The organism is Thalassospira sp. MIT121401 (assembly GCF_047125595.1).
GTDB classification, from domain to species: Bacteria; Pseudomonadota; Alphaproteobacteria; order Rhodospirillales; family Thalassospiraceae; genus Thalassospira; species Thalassospira povalilytica.
Genome location: NZ_CP138926.1, coordinates 7,501 through 27,503, shown reverse-complemented (window position 1 = coordinate 27,503; position 20,003 = coordinate 7,501). Strand labels below are relative to the sequence as shown.

At 53.5% G+C, this 20,003-nt stretch carries 20 protein-coding genes and 1 riboswitch (1 of these 21 running past the window's edge); of the genes, 11 read left to right on the top strand and 9 right to left on the bottom strand.

Annotation, left to right across the window (positions count from 1 at the left end; all coding sequences use genetic code 11):
- Both SIB88_RS00135 and SIB88_RS00130 read left to right on the top strand, forming a co-directional pair.
- Nucleotides 1-189, top strand: a complete 189-nt coding sequence (locus tag SIB88_RS00135) for a DUF3012 domain-containing protein (protein WP_197460776.1) — start codon at nt 1-3, stop codon at nt 187-189.
- A 325-nt stretch (nt 190-514) separates the two neighbouring features.
- A complete protein-coding gene (locus tag SIB88_RS00130; protein WP_101246980.1) occupies nt 515-1,522 on the top strand; it encodes an aspartate-semialdehyde dehydrogenase in 1,008 nt (335 codons plus the stop codon).
- 104 nt (nt 1,523-1,626) lie between these two features.
- On the opposite strand, the gene SIB88_RS00125 is transcribed toward SIB88_RS00130, so the two are convergent.
- Both SIB88_RS00125 and purU read right to left on the bottom strand, forming a co-directional pair.
- Nucleotides 1,627-3,063 (bottom strand): diguanylate cyclase, encoded by a 1,437-nt coding sequence (locus tag SIB88_RS00125; RefSeq protein ID WP_068517780.1) that lies wholly within the window; start codon nt 3,061-3,063, stop codon nt 1,627-1,629.
- Nucleotides 3,064-3,276: 213 nt separating this feature from the next.
- Nucleotides 3,277-4,143 (bottom strand): formyltetrahydrofolate deformylase, encoded by an 867-nt coding sequence (gene purU / locus SIB88_RS00120; protein WP_288350075.1) that lies wholly within the window; start codon nt 4,141-4,143, stop codon nt 3,277-3,279.
- A gap of 295 nt (nt 4,144-4,438) precedes the next feature.
- Between purU and SIB88_RS00115 the strand changes: the two genes are divergently transcribed.
- The 4 genes from SIB88_RS00115 to SIB88_RS00100 all read left to right on the top strand — a co-directional run bounded on the left by SIB88_RS00115 (nt 4,439) and on the right by SIB88_RS00100 (nt 7,547).
- Complete coding sequence (locus SIB88_RS00115) at nt 4,439-5,905, top strand: TrkH family potassium uptake protein (protein WP_228195114.1); 1,467 nt, start codon at nt 4,439-4,441, stop codon at nt 5,903-5,905.
- Nucleotides 5,906-6,050: 145 nt separating this feature from the next.
- Nucleotides 6,051-6,632, top strand: a complete 582-nt coding sequence (locus SIB88_RS00110; RefSeq protein WP_206926288.1) for a TetR/AcrR family transcriptional regulator — start codon at nt 6,051-6,053, stop codon at nt 6,630-6,632.
- A 15-nt stretch (nt 6,633-6,647) separates the two neighbouring features.
- Complete coding sequence (locus SIB88_RS00105) at nt 6,648-6,935, top strand: YciI family protein (protein ID WP_114112325.1); 288 nt, start codon at nt 6,648-6,650, stop codon at nt 6,933-6,935.
- Nucleotides 6,936-6,938: 3 nt separating this feature from the next.
- Entirely contained in the window at nt 6,939-7,547 is a 609-nt protein-coding gene (locus SIB88_RS00100) for a DNA-3-methyladenine glycosylase I (protein WP_412559028.1), read from the top strand.
- A gap of 405 nt (nt 7,548-7,952) precedes the next feature.
- Here the strand turns inward: SIB88_RS00100 and SIB88_RS00095 are convergent, their stop codons facing one another.
- From SIB88_RS00095 to SIB88_RS00085, 3 genes are all read right to left on the bottom strand, one after another.
- Nucleotides 7,953-9,437 (bottom strand): sensor histidine kinase, encoded by a 1,485-nt coding sequence (locus SIB88_RS00095; protein WP_206926285.1) that lies wholly within the window; start codon nt 9,435-9,437, stop codon nt 7,953-7,955.
- A 75-nt stretch (nt 9,438-9,512) separates the two neighbouring features.
- On the bottom strand, nt 9,513-10,940 hold the full coding sequence (locus SIB88_RS00090) for a dihydrolipoyl dehydrogenase family protein (protein WP_412559027.1): 1,428 nt from the start codon (nt 10,938-10,940) through the stop codon (nt 9,513-9,515).
- Nucleotides 10,933-11,697: a TVP38/TMEM64 family protein gene (locus tag SIB88_RS00085; RefSeq protein ID WP_412559026.1), complete on the bottom strand. Its 765-nt coding sequence runs from the start codon at nt 11,695-11,697 to the stop codon at nt 10,933-10,935. The genes SIB88_RS00090 and SIB88_RS00085 overlap by 8 nt, the downstream gene beginning before the upstream one ends.
- 258 nt (nt 11,698-11,955) lie before the next feature.
- A riboswitch (SAM riboswitch) is annotated at nt 11,956-12,030 on the top strand.
- Between the two features lie 78 nt (nt 12,031-12,108).
- Between SIB88_RS00085 and metZ the strand changes: the two genes are divergently transcribed.
- The 3 genes from metZ to folE all read left to right on the top strand — a co-directional run bounded on the left by metZ (nt 12,109) and on the right by folE (nt 14,586).
- Nucleotides 12,109-13,311 (top strand): O-succinylhomoserine sulfhydrylase, encoded by a 1,203-nt coding sequence (metZ, locus tag SIB88_RS00080; protein WP_412559025.1) that lies wholly within the window; start codon nt 12,109-12,111, stop codon nt 13,309-13,311.
- A 222-nt stretch (nt 13,312-13,533) separates the two neighbouring features.
- A complete protein-coding gene (apaG, locus tag SIB88_RS00075; RefSeq protein ID WP_068517760.1) occupies nt 13,534-13,926 on the top strand; it encodes a Co2+/Mg2+ efflux protein ApaG in 393 nt (130 codons plus the stop codon).
- A 69-nt stretch (nt 13,927-13,995) separates the two neighbouring features.
- Nucleotides 13,996-14,586: a GTP cyclohydrolase I FolE gene (gene folE / locus SIB88_RS00070; RefSeq protein ID WP_068517759.1), complete on the top strand. Its 591-nt coding sequence runs from the start codon at nt 13,996-13,998 to the stop codon at nt 14,584-14,586.
- 90 nt (nt 14,587-14,676) lie between these two features.
- Here the strand turns inward: folE and SIB88_RS00065 are convergent, their stop codons facing one another.
- From SIB88_RS00065 to SIB88_RS00055, 3 genes are read right to left on the bottom strand one after another with little or no spacing between them, the layout of a single operon-like run.
- Entirely contained in the window at nt 14,677-15,126 is a 450-nt protein-coding gene (locus SIB88_RS00065; protein WP_412559024.1) for a c-type cytochrome, read from the bottom strand.
- A 51-nt stretch (nt 15,127-15,177) separates the two neighbouring features.
- Nucleotides 15,178-16,038, bottom strand: a complete 861-nt coding sequence (locus tag SIB88_RS00060) for a fructosamine kinase family protein (protein ID WP_412559023.1) — start codon at nt 16,036-16,038, stop codon at nt 15,178-15,180.
- Nucleotides 16,039-16,052: 14 nt separating this feature from the next.
- On the bottom strand, nt 16,053-16,529 hold the full coding sequence (locus tag SIB88_RS00055) for a low molecular weight protein-tyrosine-phosphatase (protein WP_412559022.1): 477 nt from the start codon (nt 16,527-16,529) through the stop codon (nt 16,053-16,055).
- Between the two features lie 247 nt (nt 16,530-16,776).
- Here SIB88_RS00055 and SIB88_RS00050 point away from each other — a divergent pair, with 247 nt between their 5' ends.
- Both SIB88_RS00050 and SIB88_RS00045 read left to right on the top strand, forming a co-directional pair.
- Nucleotides 16,777-17,736 (top strand): helix-turn-helix transcriptional regulator, encoded by a 960-nt coding sequence (locus SIB88_RS00050; RefSeq protein ID WP_068517844.1) that lies wholly within the window; start codon nt 16,777-16,779, stop codon nt 17,734-17,736.
- 140 nt (nt 17,737-17,876) lie between these two features.
- The gene (locus SIB88_RS00045) at nt 17,877-19,142 is read left to right on the top strand and encodes a hypothetical protein (RefSeq protein WP_412559021.1); all 1,266 of its coding nucleotides are present in this window, start codon (nt 17,877-17,879) and stop codon (nt 19,140-19,142) included.
- 99 nt (nt 19,143-19,241) lie between these two features.
- Here the strand turns inward: SIB88_RS00045 and SIB88_RS00040 are convergent, their stop codons facing one another.
- Nucleotides 19,242-20,003 carry the 3' portion of an MATE family efflux transporter gene (locus SIB88_RS00040; protein WP_412559020.1) on the bottom strand. The gene runs 666 nt beyond the window's last position, so only the last 762 of its 1,428 coding nucleotides appear in the window; the start codon falls outside the window, past its right edge; its stop codon occupies nt 19,242-19,244.

Here is a 20,003-nt window from a genome sequence, read left to right as displayed (position 1 = left end):
ATGATGCTGCAGAACAAATTCACGCGCAAAATGGCCACTGTTTTTTCGGTACTGATGATTGCCGGTGTGGTTTCGGCCTGTTCACCGGAAGTCGGCAGCGAGGAATGGTGTGCCGATCTTAAGGAAAAGCCCAAAGGCGACTGGACGGCCAATGAGGCCGCGGATTTCGCAAAACATTGTCTTTTCTGATCGTGTGAATGTCTGACCGGCACGGTCCGTGCTGGTCGATTCTTTGCTGATGTCTGGAAATGCCGTCTTCACGACGGTTAAATCCGCCCTTCGACACCTGCTTGGCGGTGGTACTGTCGAAGGGCGGATTTTTGCGTCTGGCCTATGAAAAACGACATGGAACAAACTGTTGTCAGGGGCGTTAGAGACAGAACATTTCCGCGCATAAGTGCGATGCAGCAAGGTACATTTGCGTTACCTTGATAAATCCCTATAATGCGCGGCCCGCGAATGATCGCGGTAGTCGAATACGACAACAATTTTTATACGAGGTTAGACAAGTATTATGAGTGCCGAAAATCTCCATGTCGGTGTGATCGGCGCAACCGGTGCGGTTGGCGTCGAGCTGATCAACGTTATGTTTGATCGTAACTTCCCTGTGGGTGAACTCACCCTGTTCGCATCCGAGCGTTCAGCAGGCAAGACCGTGGAGACTAAGTTTGGCACTAAGACCGTCGCGCTGTTCTCTGTCGAAGAAGCAAAGCAGTGCGACATTGTCTTCCTTGCTGTTTCGGGTGATTTCGCCAAGGAATATGCGCCGAAGATCGCCGAAGGTGCGCTGGTGATTGATAACTCGTCGGCATTCCGTCTGAATGACGATGTGCCGCTGATCGTGCCGGAAATCAATGGTGACCTTGCCAAGACCGCGAAACTGATCGCGAACCCGAACTGCACCACGGCGATTGCCGCTGTTGCACTTTGGCCGCTGCATCAGGCGTTTGGCCTTAAGAAAGTCATCGTGTCGACCTATCAGGCGGCATCGGGTGCGGGTCAGCCGGGCATGAACGAACTGCGCGAAGGTCTGGCTTCCGGTCTTGAAGGCAAGCCGGTTCCGGCAGAAGTCTTTGCCCATCCGCTGGCATTCAACGTTATCCCGCATATCGACAGCTTCCAGGACAATGGCTACACCCGCGAAGAGATGAAGGTGACCTGGGAAACGCGCAAGATCTTTGGCACGCCGGATCTGCCGGTATCGTGCACCGCGGTTCGTATCCCGACCGAGCGTACCCATTCCGAAGCGATCGTCGTGGAAACCGAAAAGGCCGTTACCCCGGCGCAGGCCCGCGAAGTTCTGTCCAAGGCCAAGGGTGTCAAACTTGTCGATGATCCGGCAAATAACAAATATCCGATGCCGTTGACCGCGACCAAACAGTATGACGTCGAAGTCGGTCGTATCCGTTCTAACCTGATCTTTGGGGATCACGGTCTGGAACTGTTTGTTGCCGGTGACCAGCTTCTCAAAGGTGCGGCCCTTAACGCGGTCCAGATTGCAGAAGCATCGATCGCCGACTAAGCCCGGCTTTGATCCTGATATGAAAATGGCCCCGCCAGATCATCTGGCGGGGCCATTTGTTTTGACAGAGTTCTGTCGGTGCCATGTCGGGCCGGTCAGGCCGTTCACGCCAGTGAAATATGATCGCGTCCGGATGCCTTGGCGGTGTATAGCGCGTTATCAACGCGCGCCATCAGGGTTTCAAGGTCTTCGCCGTCGCGATACTCGGTCACACCGGCGCTGATCGTAATCAGGATCTGGTCACGGCCAAATCGCACAGGTGCTTCGCGGATATTATCGGCGAGTTCGCGGGCCTTGATCATGGCGTCCTGACGACCGGTTTCGGGGAATATCACCACGAATTCGTCCCCGCCCCAACGGCAAATCAGATCAGATTCACGAACATTGGTACGGATCGATGTCAGAACTTCGCGCAAAACCGCATCACCACCCGGATGACCATAGGTGTCATTGATGCTTTTGAACCCGTCGAGATCAAAACACATGACAGACAATGGCGTTTTTTGACGACGGGCGGTTTTGGTTGTCTGGTCAAAGACCATGTCAAAGACCTGACGATTGAGGCTTCCGGTCAGCTTGTCCCGTGATGCCAGTTCTTCGAGCCGGTTCTGGTAATTGCGAACCGTCAGATAGGCGACAAGACCGACGATGACGGTGATCAGAAGCGAAATGCCGATATTGGCAAACAGGGTGTTTTGCAGTCGGCCATTTGATGAATAATCGCTTTGTTCAACGATCAGAAGCCACCCGAATTCCGGTACAAGGCGGCTGTTGACGAAATATGTATGGCCATCTTCCTCATACGACATCGATGCACCCGGCGATGTCAGGATCTGTGTGGCAAGATGGCGCATGCCTTGCCGTTCGTGCAGATTTTGCGCATCGCCAAAGCCGCTGCCGCGCAATGTCACATGACCCTGGGTGTCGACAAAATAGATCGTCCGACCATACCGGTTCTGATAGGTTTCAATCAGGTTGGTGACCGAACTGACCGACAAGCCAACGCCTGTTATGCCAATGACATTCCCGTTATAGTCGAGTACCTGATAATTGACGAAGATCGACATGCGGGACCGATCGACCGTGTCATGGTCGATATTGATTTCATAAGGCTTTTTGGCATCGCGTGCCCGGAAGTACCAGGCATCGGCCGGGTCATCTTCGCTGATCTGCTTGATCACGCCGCTTGGATGATAATAGTTCCGGGTTTTATCCGAGATAAAATAGGACGTGATGGTGTCGTAGCGTGACTGGATTTCGGTCAGATATTTGATGATGCGTTTTTCATCGGTCTCGCCGGACAAGGCCCAGTCGCGCACAAAGGTATCATGGGCCATCAGCGACGAAATGAAGATCGGCTGAAGCAGGTCACGCTGGATTTCGGAATAGATATTGTCGCTGGTTAGCGGAAGTGTGGTTTCGGAAATCTGTTCTTCAAGCGAATCCCGTGCGACATAAAAGCTTACAAAACTTGTGGTCAGAAAACCAACCGCAAGAAGAACGCATAAAACGATAGCGAAATATAATTTCTTCCCGTGCACGGAAAGCTCCCCAAAGATAAAACCTTATATCGCTGGCTGTTTTATGCTCAGCACTTCCGGTTTGGTAATCTACGGGAAAGAACGGATCATTGCACGGGCCAAAATGGCACAGGGTGCCAAATGCAGTCGGCGATTAATTTGGTCTGAATCAAAAGAAACCGCCAATCAGGTGACTGGCGGTTTCGTGAAACTTTTGCGTGTGCAAGCCCGGAACTAGCGGCGGAATACGATGGTTTTGTGATCGTTGCGGAACACGCGATGTTCGCAATGCATCTGAATGGCGCGGGAAAATACGACCGATTCAATATCACGACCGATTTCGACCATGTCATCAGCGGTCATGGTATGATCAACGCGTTCGACAGCCTGATGAATGATCGGACCTTCGTCGAGGTCTGCTGTCACGTAATGCGCCGTTGCGCCGATCAGTTTCACGCCGCGCGCATGCGCCTGGTGATAGGGTTTTGCACCCTTGAAGCTTGGCAGGAACGAATGATGGATGTTGATGCAACGCCCTTCGAGTTCCTGGCACAGGTCGGTTGAAAGCACCTGCATATAGCGGGCAAGACCAACCAGATCAGCCTTATATTCCCCGACCAGATCAAGGAGCTTCTGTTCCTGGGTTGCCTTGGTTTCTTTGCTGACCGGCAGGTGATAATAGGGGATGCCGTACCATTCGACGATGCCGCGCATGTCTTCATGGTTTGAAACGATGGCCGGAATTTCGATATGCAGGTTGTTGGATGCAACACGGTGCAGAATATCATTCAGGCAATGGCCGAATTTCGACACCATCAGCAACACTTTCGGTTTGCGATGGAAGTCGTGCAGTTTCCACTGCATCGAGAATTTTTCGGCAACCGGTGCAAATTTTTCTGCAAATTCGGAATCCGTGCGCAAGGCGCGACCAGCTTCAAATTTGACACGCATAAAGAAGCGTTTGCTAATGGGGTCACCAAACTGTTCAAGTTTGGTCACGAACGCGCCTTCGTCGGCAAGGAAGCTTGAAACGCTTGCGACAATCCCGAAGGTATCGGGGCATGTGATGGTCAGAATAAAGGTTTTGGCGAGTTCGGACATTTCCGCGGCTGCTTTCTTTCTTGAATTTGTTTACCCCGCCGATATAGCGGCGATCAAGCGTCCTGCCAACCCGGAAATGGCGGATTTCCGCCTATGCCAAACCTGCCAGAACAAAAACGCATAGCCGATAAAGGACTGGACTTTATCAACGCTTGTGCCAAGAATTCCGCTGCTTGTCATGAATGGGGTACATGTTGTCCGCAATTTCGGTTATGCAGTGCCCTTTGGGGCTGCCCCTGAAACCAGAACAGCAAATGCATCATGCCGCAGCATCCGGGGGGAGATGCGGCACTATATGCCAAGAGGCGTTTCATTGATTGATTTCCGTCCTATTCTTTTCATTGTCGGCATTTTGTTGTGCACGCTTTCCATAGGCATGTTCGTGCCGGCACTGGTTGACCTTTATTACGGTCAATCGGACTGGATCGTGTTTTCCGCGGCATCATTCGTTTCGCTGTTTGTCGGCGGTGCATTGATCATGATGAACCGGATGGACAATCTGAAGATCAATTCGCGACAGGCTTTCATCCTGACGACTTTGAGCTGGGTGGTTCTGACGGCGGCATCTGCGCTGCCCTTTGCCTTTTCCGACCTTGATATGTCCTATACCGACGCCTTTTTCGAAGCGATGTCGGGAATCTCGACCACCGGGTCGACCGTTATTGTCGGGCTTGATACGGCCCCGCCGGGGATATTGTTGTGGCGCGCATTGTTGCAGTGGCTTGGCGGGATCGGGATCATTGTGATGGCGATTGCCGTCATGCCGATGCTGCGTGTTGGCGGGATGCAGCTTTTCCGGATGGAAAACTCCGACAAGTCGGACAAGGCATTCCCGCGCGCGACCCAAATCGCCATGGGCATCGCTATGCTGTATCTGAGTTTTACCGCATTGTGGGCGATCCTGTTGTGGTGGGCGGGCATGACGCCGTTTGATGCGATTGCCCATGCCATGACCACGATTGCCACAGGCGGCTTTTCGACCAAGGATGCATCGGTCGGGCATTTCGACAGTGCAGCAATTGACGTCATCATCACGCTTGGCATGGCGACGGGTGCATTGCCATTCATTCTGTATTTGCAGATGTTGCGCGGGCAGGGCAATGCGCTTTTCCGCGACAGTCAGGTCCGTTGGTTTTTGACCATTGCCGTTTCGATCATTGTCGGATTGGCGTTTTGGCATTCGGAAACCAATGGTGTGCCGTTCCTTCATGCGTTGCGCTATACATCATTCAACATCGTGTCGGTGATGACCGGAACGGGTTATGCGACGACCGATTACGGCCTTTGGGGGCCATTCGCGGTTACGGTGTTCTTCTTTGTGATGTTTGTCGGGGGCTGTGCAGGGTCGACGACCTGCGGGGTCAAGATATTCCGTCTTCAGGTGCTTTATGAAATCGCCAAAATTCAGTTGTCGCACATGTTGCGGCCGCACGGGGTGTTCATTGCCTATTACAACCGCAAACCGCTTTCAGAAGATGTTACAGAATCGGTTTTGAGCTTCTTCTTCCTGTTTGTGTTCTGCTTTGTTGTGCTGGCAGCGGCCCTTGGGGCGATGGGGCTGGACTTCATTACAGCGGTTTCCAGTGCCGGCACGGCCATTGCCAATGTTGGTCCGGGCCTTGGCCCGATTGTCGGGCCATCGGGGAACTTTGCGACCCTGCCGGACGGGGCAAAATGGTTGATGTCGATCGGTATGCTGATCGGGCGCCTGGAAGTCTTTACGGTCTTGGTTCTGTTGTTCCCGGCCTTTTGGCGCGACTGATCGATCGCCTTTGTTTGATGATTTTAAACACCCGCAGGTATCGCGCCTGCGGGTGTTTTGATTCGGGCCTGTTGACGAGTTAGGACGATTGACCTAATCTTCGAAATAGGACACATGTCCTAGTCATTCAAAAGCAGGAAAAGCAATGTCAACGCGCGACCGGATCATCGAGACAGCAGATCGTCTTTTTTATCAGCAAGGGTTCGAAGCAACTTCCTTTGCCGATATCGCAAGTGCGGTTGGTATTTCACGGGGCAATTTTTACCATCACTTCAAAACCAAGGATGACATCCTTGATGCGGTGATCAATCAGCGCCTGGCGAATACCGAACAGATGCTTGACCACTGGGAAGTCACTGGCAACGACCCGGCTGAGCGTATCCGAAGCTTTATCCATATCCTGATCGTCAATGGTGAGAAGATCCGAAAGTTCGGCTGCCCGGTTGGCACCCTGTCATCGGAGCTGGCAAAGCTTAACCATTCGGCGCACAGCGATGCCGCCGCATTGTTCACCCTGTTTAGAACCTGGTTGGGCCGGCAGTTTTCGGCCCTTGGCTTTGGCGCCAAATCCGATGGATTGGCAATGCATATTCTTGGGCGCAGTCAAGGTGTCGCCACCCTTGCAAACGCCTTTGACGACAATGGGTTTCTTCAAAGTGAAGTGACGCTGATGTGTGACTGGCTTGATGGCCAGATCGCCGATCTCAACAGATCTGCTCAATCGTGAACAGGGAATGCAAAGATGTTTGTCGTATTGCTTAAATTTGCGGAAAACCGCAGCCGTGCCGGAGAATTTATGGACGGTCATAAATCCTGGATCCAGAAGGGATTGGCGGACGGCGTGTTTCTGGTTGTCGGAAGTTTACAGCCCAATTTGGGTGGCGCGGTTCTTGCCCATGGCGTCACGCGTGAAGATCTCCAGGCCCGGGTCGATCAGGATCCGTTTGTGATTGAAGGCATCGTATCGGCAGAGATCATTGAAATTGCGCCCGGGCAGACCGATCCGCGGCTTGAATTTTTAAAGGCGTGAGCAATGGACAGGATTGTGACCGGGCCGGACGGGAAATGCCGGTGTTCATGGTGTGATGCAGCGCCGGAATTCAACGCATATCATGACACCGAATGGGGATTTCCGGTTACGAATGATCGACGTCTGTTCGAAAAGATCTGTCTGGAGGGTTTCCAGTCGGGGCTGAGCTGGCGCACCATTTTGTCAAAGCGTGAAAATTTCCGAGCCGCCTTTGCCGATTTTGATTTTCGTCGTGTTGCGCAGTTTGATGAAACTGACATAGCGCGTCTTTTGCAAGATGCAGGGATCATTCGGCATCGCGGCAAGATCGAAGCTACGATCAACAACGCACAGCGTGCCTGTGAGATGGTCGAACGCGAAGGATCGCTTGCCGCCTATTTCTGGCGATTTGAACCGGATCCGACGGAAATCGCGACGCCGCAGACAATGTCGACATCTCCGACATCGGTGGCCTTGTCAAAAGACTTGAAAAAACGGGGTTGGAAATTTGTCGGACCGACAACCGTTTTTGCCTTCATGCAGGCAATGGGGTTGGTCAATGACCATGCGAAGGGCTGCTTTTTGAGGCCGAAAATCGAAGACATCCGCAAGTCATTCGTGCGTCCGCTATAGGATGGAACTCTGATCAGGCAGACCCAGAAATCTGTTCCGATAAAAAGACACCCCTTGCCCGGGGGGAGCAAGGGGTTGAGGGTCAGGGACCGTTTGAATGGTCCCTCGATGATAATCCGGCAAGGATTATTCAGCTGTCTGATCGTTTCTATCAACCGCAAGGCGCGTCTATTTCCAAAATCAACGCTTTTGGGGTCTTCTTGCAGGTGATTGACCGATCAGGGAAATCAATCAGGCGATACCGAGCCTTGGGTCAGGAGCGGATCGGGGATCGGGATTTCGGCCCGGCATCGCCTTGAAGACAAGGTGCCAAAGATCATTCCCAAGATAAAATTGAATATAAAAAATGTTTTGATAGATTTAAACTATCAACATGACGCATTGCGATAGGGCAATGCAGCAAAATCAGGTGATTATCGGCAGTTTTACACCGAAAACAGCGCCGTCCGGGCCTGTTGCAACGAGGCGAAGTTCGCCATTATGCGTGCTTATCAACTCCCGCGCGATGGCAAGCCCCAAGCCGGTGCCGCCTTTGCGACCACTTCCGGCAAAGGGAACGAACAGGTTTTTGATCGCCTTTTCGGGCAATCCGGGGCCATTATCCTTGATCAGAACATCAATGAAACTGCGCGACTGATCCGATTCGTCGCTTGTTTTTCCGGCAATCGGATTTGACCATGTGACAGTGACGATGTCTGCCCCCGCTTCGAGCGGGTTGCGGATCAGGTTGCTGAAGGCGCGAAACAGCATGTCATAATCTGCCTCAAGCATAACATCGTCGGGCAAATCGATGTCGATGCGCGCGGTGCAGGGTTCGGCTTTATCGCCAAGATCACGACCAGCGGCCCCATCCATCAGGTTTTCCGATTTCTGCAACAGAATCTGATCGCGGATCTCCTCGATCAGCTCAATCAGCGTGAATTTCGCCAGATCACGAGGTGCCGGGGTTTCGCGGGCAAAGGACAATGTTTGCTCACTGATATAAACCGCGCGCTCCATCGAAGACAGCAGTCGGGGCACAACTGCGCGGACTTCGTCATCCTGACTTTTGGCGAGCTGCTCTGTCATCAGCATCGATGTCGCCAATGCATTGCGCAAATCATGACTGATTTTGGTGGCCGCCGTTCCCAAAGCAGCCAGACGTCGGCGCTGATTGAGCATCGCCTGGATGTCTTGCTGCATGATGGCCAGCTCCTGACGGGCGACACCGATTTCATCATCGCGCAGACCCGGTGTGATCAGCGATGATTTGTCCTGGGGGTTTTCGCGAAACCGGATCATGTCATGTGTCAGTGTGCGCATTGGACGCACCAGCAACCGATTGAGGGCAAAATAGACCAGACCAGCCGTAAAGAACGAAATCATCAGCGACAGGCCAAACACCCGCCAGCCAAAATTGCGCATTGCCTTGGTCAGTGCTTTTTCATGAACCAGAATTTCAATTTCGAAATCCGGTGCCATTGACGGCATGCCGATGACACGCAGCATGCGGTCTTCGGTTTGTGCCAAGGTTGCCAGGCCTTCCATTACCGCCATCGGGATGGAAAAGTTGGTCAGATTGACGTTCTTGTCGACCTTGGCGGGCATGTCATCGCGTTGCAAAAGAAGCTTGCGGTCTTCGCGGCGCAGAATGACGGCCTCAATCCCGGCATTTGACAGCAGTTCCTTTTCAAGATCATCTGGGATCATCTGATCGGGGGTTGCTTCAAGCGCCAGGGCCGCGAGATAGCCGGAATCAAGATGTGCCTTGAGCCAGTCGACCCTGAACCGCGCAACGGACGGGGCAAAGACAAAGATCTCTGCAAGCATCACAAAACTGACCGTCAGCACCAGCAGGCGTGCGGAAAGCGATTTGGCCCATGGGGGCAATTTAAGATGCGGCCGTTCCATAAGGAGATGTTAGTCAGAGACCGTCAAAAAAGTACAGTGCTACAGAAGCTTGTTTGTCTTGATGACATCGGGCCGTTAGCCAAGCTTGAGAAGGAAACGAACAATTTTTCGGGTTCTTTCGCTAAACAGGCTGGGAGTGTACCAGGCACCGGCAACCCGTTTGGACAATTCACCAAGGGTCGGATACGGCGCGATCATGCCGGCAATCGCCCCGATTTTCATTTTCTGTGAAATCGCGAATGACCAGAGCCCGATCAACTCGCCGGCCTGACGGCCAACGATCCCGGCACCCAGAATGCGGCCTTTTGCGGTCGTGACGACCTTGATGAAACCGGTTGTATCTGCCTCGGCCCGGGCGCGATCATTTTCGGCATAATCCCATCGGACAACCCGGATACTGTCACCATATTTGGCACGCGCCGCGGTTTCGTTCATGCCAGCCTGGGCAAGTTCGGGCTGGGTATAGGTCACCCAAGGAACCGCATTGTAATTGACCTTGGCCGGGAGTTTAAACAAGGCATTTCGAATGACAATTCCGGCATCATATCCCGCCATATGGGTAAATTGCAGACCACCGGTTACGTCGCCAATCGCAAAAATCTTGCGGTTCGAGCTTCGCAGGCGTTCATCAACGATGATACCGGTTCGTTCATATTCAACACCTGCCTGCTCAAGGCCCAGATTTTCAACATTCGGCTTGCGTCCAGTGGCAAGCAGAAGGTGGCTGCCCTCAAGCGTGATTTCGATGCCGTCATGCTCAATGATGACACGAATGTTGTCACCGTTTGACTGGACTTCCTTGGTTTTGCTGCCTTCATACAGGGTGATACCGCTGGATTTGATATTGTCGCGGACCACAGACACCATGTCTGCATCGTCTTTTGGCAGAATGGACATCATTTCAATGACGGTCACCTTGGCGCCAAGTTGCTGATGGGCCTGTGCCATTTCAAGTCCGATCGGACCGCCGCCAATGACAATCAGATGTTCAGGGCAAACACGGTTTTCAAAAATATTCTCGTTGGTGAAATAGGGAACGGCATCAAGACCGGGGATCGGGGGCACTGCTGCGCGCGATCCGGTTGCGATGACAAAACGCTTCGCCTTGATTGTGCTGTCACCTGCAACAAGGTTGTCGGGGGCTGTGAATTTTCCTTCTGCCTGTATGACGTCGCAGCCCAGTTCTTCAAATCGTTCAACCGAATCATGGGGCGCAATGCCCGAAATTACCGAATGAACATGATCGATTGCCTGATCGAAATTGACGCTTACCGGGCCGGTTGAAATGCCAAACCGCGAAGCTTTACGTGCATTTTCGGCAGCATGACCCGCCGCCAGAAGGGCCTTGGAGGGCACGCAACCGGTATTCAGGCAGTCACCGCCCATTTTGCCCTTTTCGACCAGGACAACCTTTGCCCCCATTTGAACGGCCCCCGCCGCAACCGAAAGACCGCCAGACCCGGCACCAATGACGCAGATGTCGGTTTTGATCAATTTACTCATCTGAGCTGGCCTCATTCTTGGATTTGCGAAGTTTCTTGTAGGCAACCGGCAGCATCGCCAGAACAGCCAGGCCAATAATCGGGGTCAGAATTCGGGGTTCGAAAATGACGCCAAGATCGGGTGTCTTGCCCTGATCAAACAGGGCACCAAGACCGTCACCGATAGATGCGTAAACAAAGGTGCCCGGAATGATGCCAAGCAAGGTTCCCATGGCAAAGGAGCGCAATTTCACCCCGAGCAATGCCGGTACCAGATTGACAAGCCAGAACGGGAATATCGGGATCAGGCGCAAGACCATCAGATAGCTGAAGGCATTTTCGGAAAAGCCTTTTTCCATTTTCCGAATTGCACTGCCCGCCTTGTCATGCATGACATCGTAAAACGCGTATCGCGCGGCAAGATAAACGATGACAGCGCCAAGGGTCGCGGCACTGACGACATATGTGGTCCCGAGTACGGCACCAAACAAAAAGCCCCCGGAAATGGTCAGAATGGACCCAAGCGGCAAGGACAGGGCAACCGCAATCACGTAAATCGCCATAAAGCCCAGAATGCTGAGCACAGGTTTGCTGGCAACGAGGTCCTGCAACTGGTCGCGATTGTCACGTAACGTGTCAAAGGACAGCAAATCCAGAAGGCCGCTGCTCCAGGCGACAAGCAGGCCGCAAATCAGAACCACAAGTGGCAGCAACCGGCGCCAAAGCGGTTTGCGCGCAGCCTGATTCTGATCTGTATGTTCTGTTTTGTGGTCGGACACTGTTGGCGTCGCTGAACTGGTTTTGATCATATAATTCACGCTCTTGCATGGATCTGGTGACGGGGTGAAGAGCAAAACCCGATAAACAGGATTGCATTAATTTCGGCAAGATTAGAGCGAATTCTCGAAAGAAGCTTATGAACTGCTTTCACCATTGCGTGAGGAAATCGCGATCACCGACAAAGCATCAATGCAGACAAAGCTGCGCAGAAATCCTGATGGTCTGGTGCTTGACGTCGGGGAAATCTGGACGTATCGTCTGCGCATCGTGGGATTTGTCGACCGGCTTGCGGCCACGTAAAAAATCGCTAAAGAGGGGTAAAACGGCTTCGGCCCTGACCCATTCATGCCGGTCAGGGTTTTTTGTGCCCGGAACGCACCAATATCTTCGGGCATATTAGGAGCAAGACGATGACGACCGAAAAAAAGGCTTCCGATAACTGGCGTGCCGCGACCCGTTCCGTTCGTGGTGGTACCGCGCGCACCGGTTTCTCCGAAACGTCCGAAGCCATCTTTATGAATTCCGGATATGTGTATGAAACCGCCGCCGAGGCCGAGGCCTCCTTTGATGGCAGTGGTCCGGAACGCTATGTCTATTCACGTTTTGCCAATCCGACCGTGAACATGTTCGAGGAACGCCTTGCGTTGCTCGAAGGCGCGAAATACTGCCGGGCGACCGCATCTGGCATGTCGGCGGTGTGGAATGCGCTTGCGGCTTGTACCAAGGCAGGCGGGCGTGTTGTGGGTTCGCGCGCATTGTTCGGGTCTTGTGAATTCATCCTGACCACGCTTTTGCCCCGCTTTGGTGTTGAAACCGAACTGGTCGACGGTACGGATCACGCCGCATGGGAAGAAGCCCTTTCCAAGCCGGCCGATGCGGTCTTTCTTGAAACGCCGTCCAACCCGACCCTGGAAGTTCTTGATATCGCCTTTATCGCCGATCTGGCGCACAAGGCAGGTGCGAAAGTCGTGGTCGATAACGTTTTCGCGACCCCGATCCTGCAAAAGCCGATGGAACTGGGGGCTGATATTGTTGTCTATTCCGCGACCAAGCATATTGATGGTCAGGGGCGCTGTCTTGGCGGGGCCATCCTGTTTAACGACAAGGAATGGCATGACGAACACCTGACGACATTCCTGCGTCACACCGGGCCGAGCATGAGCCCGTTCAACGCCTGGGTGCTTCTCAAAGGTCTTGAAACACTTAGCCTGCGTGTGGACCAGCATATCCGCAATGCATCGGCATTGGCGGAATTCCTGTCGGAACAGCCGCAAGTGTCGCGCGTTATCTATCCGGGACTGAAAAGTCACCCGCAGCATGAACTGGCAATGAAACAGATGTCTGGTCGGGGCGGTGGATTGATCGCGATTGAGCTTGCCGGGGGCAAGAAAGCAGCCTTTTCGTTGCTTGATAACCTCAATCTGATTGATATATCCAACAATCTCGGCGATGCCAAAAGTCTGGCCACCCATCCCTGGACGACAACGCATCAGCGTGTCCCGGCCGAGGACAAAATCACGATGGGCATTACCGAGGGCATGCTGCGTTTGTCTGTTGGTCTGGAAGACATTGATGATCTGAAAGAAGATCTGCTGGCGGCCCTTTCCGTATAACGGATGGTGATACGGTAATCCTGATATCGGAACGGCCCGTACAATGTGCGGGCCGTTGCTTTTAGAAGGGTGTTTTGGCGGCCTGGCAGTAGCGGCGAAACTGTTTCGCAACTATTGTGACAGGCCACTGGTACTTCTTATGCAGACTGTCTACATATGGCTCATCAATTGTGATCTTGGCTGACAGAAGATGAATGGAACACATTTGGCCTGGAGACGTGCATGTATTCGACCGTAACCCACGACATCAAGGTTTCGGTGCAACCCGTATTCCTTGAGGATGAATCCGATCCTGATACCCATCGCTATGTTTGGGCCTATCGGATCGAGATTGAAAACCTCGGATCCAAAACCGTCCAGTTGCTTAGTCGCTACTGGCGGATTACGGATTCACGCGGGGAAACCCAGGAGGTCAAAGGCCCGGGTGTTGTCGGCGAACAGCCCGTCCTCGCAGGTGGGGAACGTTTCAACTATACCAGTGGTGCGCCACTGGCGACGCCAAGTGGCTTTATGGTTGGGACCTATGAGATGATGGACATGGACGGCAATCATTTTGATATTGCCATTCCTGCCTTTTCTCTGGACAGTCCCCATGGGCAACATACTGTGAACTGATATAAAAGCGGGTCAGGAGCCCCACCAAGCCGGGATTTATCCCGCACGGAAATGACAAAAGGATTTAGTATGTGCAGCGAACATAGCGCCGTGAAACGTCCAACACGCGAAGAAGCAGAAGATGCGGTGCGGACCCTTCTTCGCTGGGCGGGGGACGATCCCGACCGCGAAGGATTGCGTGGGACGCCCGATCGTGTGGTGCGTTCTTATGGCGAATTCTTTGCGGGCTACCAGCAGGACCCGGCCGAGATTCTGCGGCGGACTTTTGAAGAAACCGACGGCTATGACGAAATGGTTGTCCTGCGTGACATCCGCGTTGAGTCATATTGCGAACACCACATGGTGCCGATCATCGGTGTCGCACATGTCGCCTATCTGCCGCGTAAGCGCGTTGTTGGCATTTCCAAACTGGCCCGTGTTGTCGAAGTCTATTCCAAACGGTTGCAGATTCAGGAAAAAATGACAGCACAGGTCGCTAACACCATTCAGGAAGAGCTTGATCCGCTTGGTGTTGCTGTGGTGATTGATGCCAACCACCAGTGCATGAGCACCCGCGGCGTGCACAAAACCGGCGTATCAATGGTCACCAGCCGGATGCTCGGTGCATTCCGCGATGATCCGATTACCCGTCGTGAATTTTTCGCGATGATCGGTCGCTAATCGCGCCGATAGCACATTGAATGACAAAGGCCGCAGCATTTCGGGTGCTGCGGCCTTTTTATTGGCAGTGTCTTGCGACAGGCCTGTTGCCTATTCGCGGAAACTGCTGTGGCAGGATTTGCAGGTCCGCAATGCCGAGCCCAGCGCGCCCTTGAAGGCATCTTCCGAGCCGTTATTGGCTGCAACCGTTTTGAGTTCCGATGCACTGGTTTCAAGCTCGATGGCAAGGTCGTTGAATTTTGACCAGTCCGACCAGATATCGGCATGGGCTTCCGATGGCTTTCCGTCGCTGCCTTCCGGGAACAGGCTGGTGAAGTTTTCACCGGCGTGACGTTCAATGATTTCGGCTGATTGGGCGACCTTGGCCGGATCATAAGGCAATGTGCCTTTCATCATCGGGACCATGATCTTGACCTGCTGGCCGATGGCTTTCATGCCATCCATGCGTTCTTTGACAACGCCGCTCGCACCTTCATGGGCGATGGCGGCAATGCTGACCGTCATGGAAAGTGCCAGAGCGGCTCCTGCTAGAAATTTCAACTCTCTCGTCCCCTGTATTTCGACAATTGTTTTGGATAAAGGCGGTCTCTCTTAAACGCCAAATCGCTCAAGGATGTTTTCAACCGATCTGACATATGGCGCACCAAACAGGCGCACATGCACCAGTAACGGATAAAGATTATACAAATCCCTGCGTTCTTCAAAGAACCCTGGCGCGATTGGCAAAATTTCATGATATTGCCCAAAAAAATCCGGTCCCAGATCGCCAAACAGTGTCCCGAAGGCCAGCTCGATTTCGCGGTCACCGTAATAAATTGCCGGATCAATCAGGGCCGCAACCCGCCCATCCTGACACAGGATATTTCCGCCCCAAAGATCCCCATGCAGAAGCGAACTTTGTGGTTTGTCATCAATGAAATGATCGAGCCGCTGGATAAGGTGATCAATCCGCACAGTCAGCGATGCGGACAATTGCCCTTCGCGATGTGCTACCTGCGCCATGTGTCGCAGGCGATTCTCCCCGAAAAAGGTTACCCAGCTTTGCTCGAACCTGTTGGGCTGGTGTAATCCCCCGATCAGGGTGTCAAACGCAAGACCGAATTTCGGAGCAGTGACCTGATGCTGTGCGGCAAGCTGGATGGCCAGATCACGCTGAACGCTTTGTGACATCCGGTTGTCATTGGCGACATAGGTCATCACCAGACAGTCTTGGTCAGCATGAATGACATCAGGACAGGCAATCGGGGAATGTTTCGCGAAATAGCGCAACATTTCTGCCTCTGTCTCAAGGTCGCCTTTCCCGCTGCTTGCAATCTTTGCGACAACTGATCGGCCATCGCTCAGATCCAGCCGGATGACCTCGGCAAAGGAACCGCCAGACATGCGGGTAATCTGTTTGACCGGGCAGCCGGTCAAACGTTCAATCAGCGATGTTGCGGCATTTCTGTCCATCTTTGGTGGCTGTGTTACAAGCCGTGCTGTTTACGGATATGGGACAACAGATTGTTTGACGTTTCTTCGATCATGTCGAACACGCGGATAAACCCGTTGCTGCCACCATAATACGGATCAGGGACACTTTGCCCGGCCATTTCGGGGTGGTAATCCAGAAACAGCTCGATGCGATGTTGATGTTCCGACGGGGCCTGACGACGCATGTCGCGCAAATGGCCATCATCCATCGCCAGAATGTAGTCGAACTGTATATAGTCGCTTGGCTTGATTTTGCGGGACCGGATATCGTTCAGATCATAGCCGCGGCTTTCGGCCATTTCCCGTGATCGGGGATCTGGCAATTCACCAACGTGATAGGCAGACAACCCGCAGCTATCAATGCCGATTTGGTCGGAAAGTCCCGCCTGGTCAACAATTTTACGGAAAACCCCGTCTGCGGTGGGGGACCGACAAATGTTGCCGGTACAGACAAAAAGAACCTTGATCACGCCATATGTCCGTTAAATGTGAATTCGGAATGGCCCAGACTGACATGCACGGGCGGTTCGGGCAATATGTGGCGTTCCGCCATATGCTCATCCTGTATCCGTCATCTGTCCTTTGCTTGTCTGGCTGATTGGAAGTCCTGATGAAGATGCTGTTATGTAACAGCTTCGTGACATTTTGGATCGTGCGCTGACAGTGCAATCAATAGTTTGTATGATCGCGCCAAACTTGGAATTTTGGCGTGTTTCGATGCAGGAATTTGTTTCTTTCGGATTGCATGTTGCCCTGATCCGGCAATTGGCCTGGTTGCCGCGCGGGTATGATCTGGTCCCGGCGGGCACCGTTGTCACATCTGCCAAGCTGCGCAGCATCATGCTCGCGCTCGAAGAATCAAATGGTCCGGCGGTTCTGGTGCGCCTTGGTCGGCATCTCGCTGCCAAGGAACAGGAGCCGATCCTGACAATGTTGCGTCATTCGGCAACACCGGCGGTCATTGCCGACCGTTGGCGCCGTCTGGAAGGTTATTCCCACGCCCGTGCACGCAGCGAATTTTCAATTACCGGAAAATCCATGAGCATCCATCGCGGTGTTGTGCGCGGACAGCCGCCTGCACGGGTTGAAAACCTTCTTCTTCAGGGATTTTTAATCGGCCTTCTCGAAGCTGTCGGTGCCGAAAATATCGACAGCACGATTTTGCCAAGCCATGGCCCCGCCATCCGTGTCATGCGCAAGGGCCGGATCAATAACAAGCTCGACTTTACCGGTCGCGGGCTTCGTTTCCGCATCAACTGGAACAGTTTTGAGCCGGTCTCTTCGTCCTATCCTTTCTTGGCCAATATGCCCGGAACCGCGCCGGCAATTGGTGCGCAACGACCAATTGTCAGGCAACTTTTTGCAATCCTTGAACAGGATATCGGACGCAGCTGGACAATCGACGAAGTCGCTGCGGCACTTGAAACATCCGGCCGCACGTTGCAGCGACGCCTGCAACAGGCCAGCAGTCGGTTCTCTGATATTTTGCGTTTGGTCCGCGTGCGCGAAGCATGCCGGCTTTTGTGTGGTACGACCCTGTCGGTTGGGGAAATCGGCTTTTGGTGCGGCTTTACAGACAATGCGCATTTTTCCCGGGATTTCAGACGCTTGATGGCAATGCCACCATCTGTTTATCGCGAAGCAAGCATCGGGCATGCCGGGCTCACACGGGCATAGGAACAGCACAAACTTGTCGATTGCAGGGATCTGGTTGTACCGCTGTGGCGCGCGCATCTCATTGACCTGACTGATCGCGTTGGGTATCAGCACCAAACAGACGGCGCGAACCTTATCCCGCTTGTATTTACGAGGCTGCCATGACCGACGCACTGAGTTCTGCCAACCAATATGCCGGCTTTTTGCCGCCGCGTTTTCATGACCGGCCAGATGCCGATGACGTAATGGTCAAGACCTGGGTGGTTGGGGATGCATTGCCTGACCATCTGGTACCCGACATTCCATCCGCACTATCCCTTTTCTTTGATCTGGTTGCGCCATCTTGCGAACGTGCCGGGGCATCGGGATTTGCCATGCTTTGGCTTGACCGCCACCCCCATGAACAACCGGGATGGCGGCTTTCGATCGGTCATGTTGGCGATGTAGATGCACTGGAACAGGCGGTGGCAAAACCGTTGGCCCGTCTTGTCGGCATGATGCCGCTTGCCGAATTTGAAACGGAAAACTGGCATCTGACCCGCCCGCTTTGGCGCAAGCGTGCCGAACCGGTTCGGCTGGTTTTCTGGGGACAGTTTGCCAAACATGCGCGCACGGTTCTTGCCCATGGTGATGGTGCGGCTTTTTATCAGCCGCTCGGTGCCGGGCTTCGTGCCGATCACGTTGCAACAAGCCTGCCGCTCCTCGAAGACATGCTGGGGGATCCGTTGCTTGTCGGGGGCATGGGGTTTGAAGACGCATTGCGTCTGGGTATTTGTCTTGGCCGCGCGCATTTGATCGAAAGCTGGATCGATGCTGGCGGGTCTGAAAAGGAACCTTTCTTCAGGCCAATGCGAATCTGGCATCAGGCATGGCTTGCCAATGCCCTGATTGATCCGGCGGTGGCAAGTCTTGCCATGTCCGGGAAACCGCCGATGCCGGCTCTTGATTTTACCGCCGAAAGCACACCGGAAAGCCGGCGTACGTCACTTGATGAATTGTCAGGCTGGCTGACGACGGTCTTTTTCACCGACGAATATCCGGCTTTGCGCAATGCTTTTATTGCCGGTGTGCAAAATGCGGTGTGGCTTGACAGTGATCTGCAACAATATCTTCAACCACAACAACGTGCCGAAATCCTTCAGGGATTGATGCCTTATTGTCGCTGGTTCCTGGCCATGGCGCTTTATAACCATCTTGGCAATCTTGCTTCGGGGACGGCCCGGGCCGACCAGATCGAATTTTACACGACCCTTGTTGATGCGCTGCCCGAATTGGCCCCGCTTGGTGAATTGGCGACACAGCGCGATATCGAACAGCACATTATTCGCATCGATGCCGCACGGGCTGCTTCGGCTTTTGATACGCTGGTCCTGCCATTTTGCGATCTGTTGATGCCGCGGCGCAAGTTTGATGCGACGCGCTCCTAAGCATCAAAAACCCAAGTCTGCGCATAAATAACAAAGGCCCGCCTGAACACACAGGCGGGCCTTTTCATTGCAGGGATTTGCGTTTGAACAGGTGGCGGATCAACCGCGCGCCACATAGGCCGGGATTGCGCGGCGCGAAACAATGGCAAACCGTATCGCCAGACCGCAAACCGCCACCAGACTTGCGATCACGATTCCCCAGAACAGGCCACGTACCCCCATATCGCGCTCGAATGTCAGGTAATATCCAGCCGGGATCATCACAAAGATATAAGACACCAGATGCAGGACGGTCGGCGCCCATTTGTCACCAGCACCACGTAATGCACTGATCGCGGCATTTTGCCCGCCATCGGTCGGGAAAATAATCGGCATCAGAACCAGAACCGAAACCGTGGTTGCAATGACGTTGATATCTTGTGTGAACAGATGCGAAACCCCGACCGGGAACAGATAAAGCGGGATGCTTAACCCGAACATGACAATCATCGTGGTCAACAATCCGATCCAGCCAGCCAGTGCCATATCCGGCCGGTCCCGACGGCCATAGGCTATCCCGACCCTGACAGATGTTGCAGACGCCAGTCCAAGTGCCACCATGAACATAAGTGCCAGCATGGTCATCGCGATGCCATAACTTGCGGCGGCGATAACGCCAAGGCGGCCGGCAAAAAGCTGCATCGCCGCAAAGGCACTTGTCTCCATGCCCTGGCTTGCGCCTGCGGCATAGCCAAGATGTCGGGCATCGCGCGATCCGCGCCACCATCCGGCAAATCCATTCCTGATGCCATACTGATCATGCCCCTTCATGACCAGAACATAACCAAGCAGGATCAGGGCCATGGTCCAGCGAATAACGCT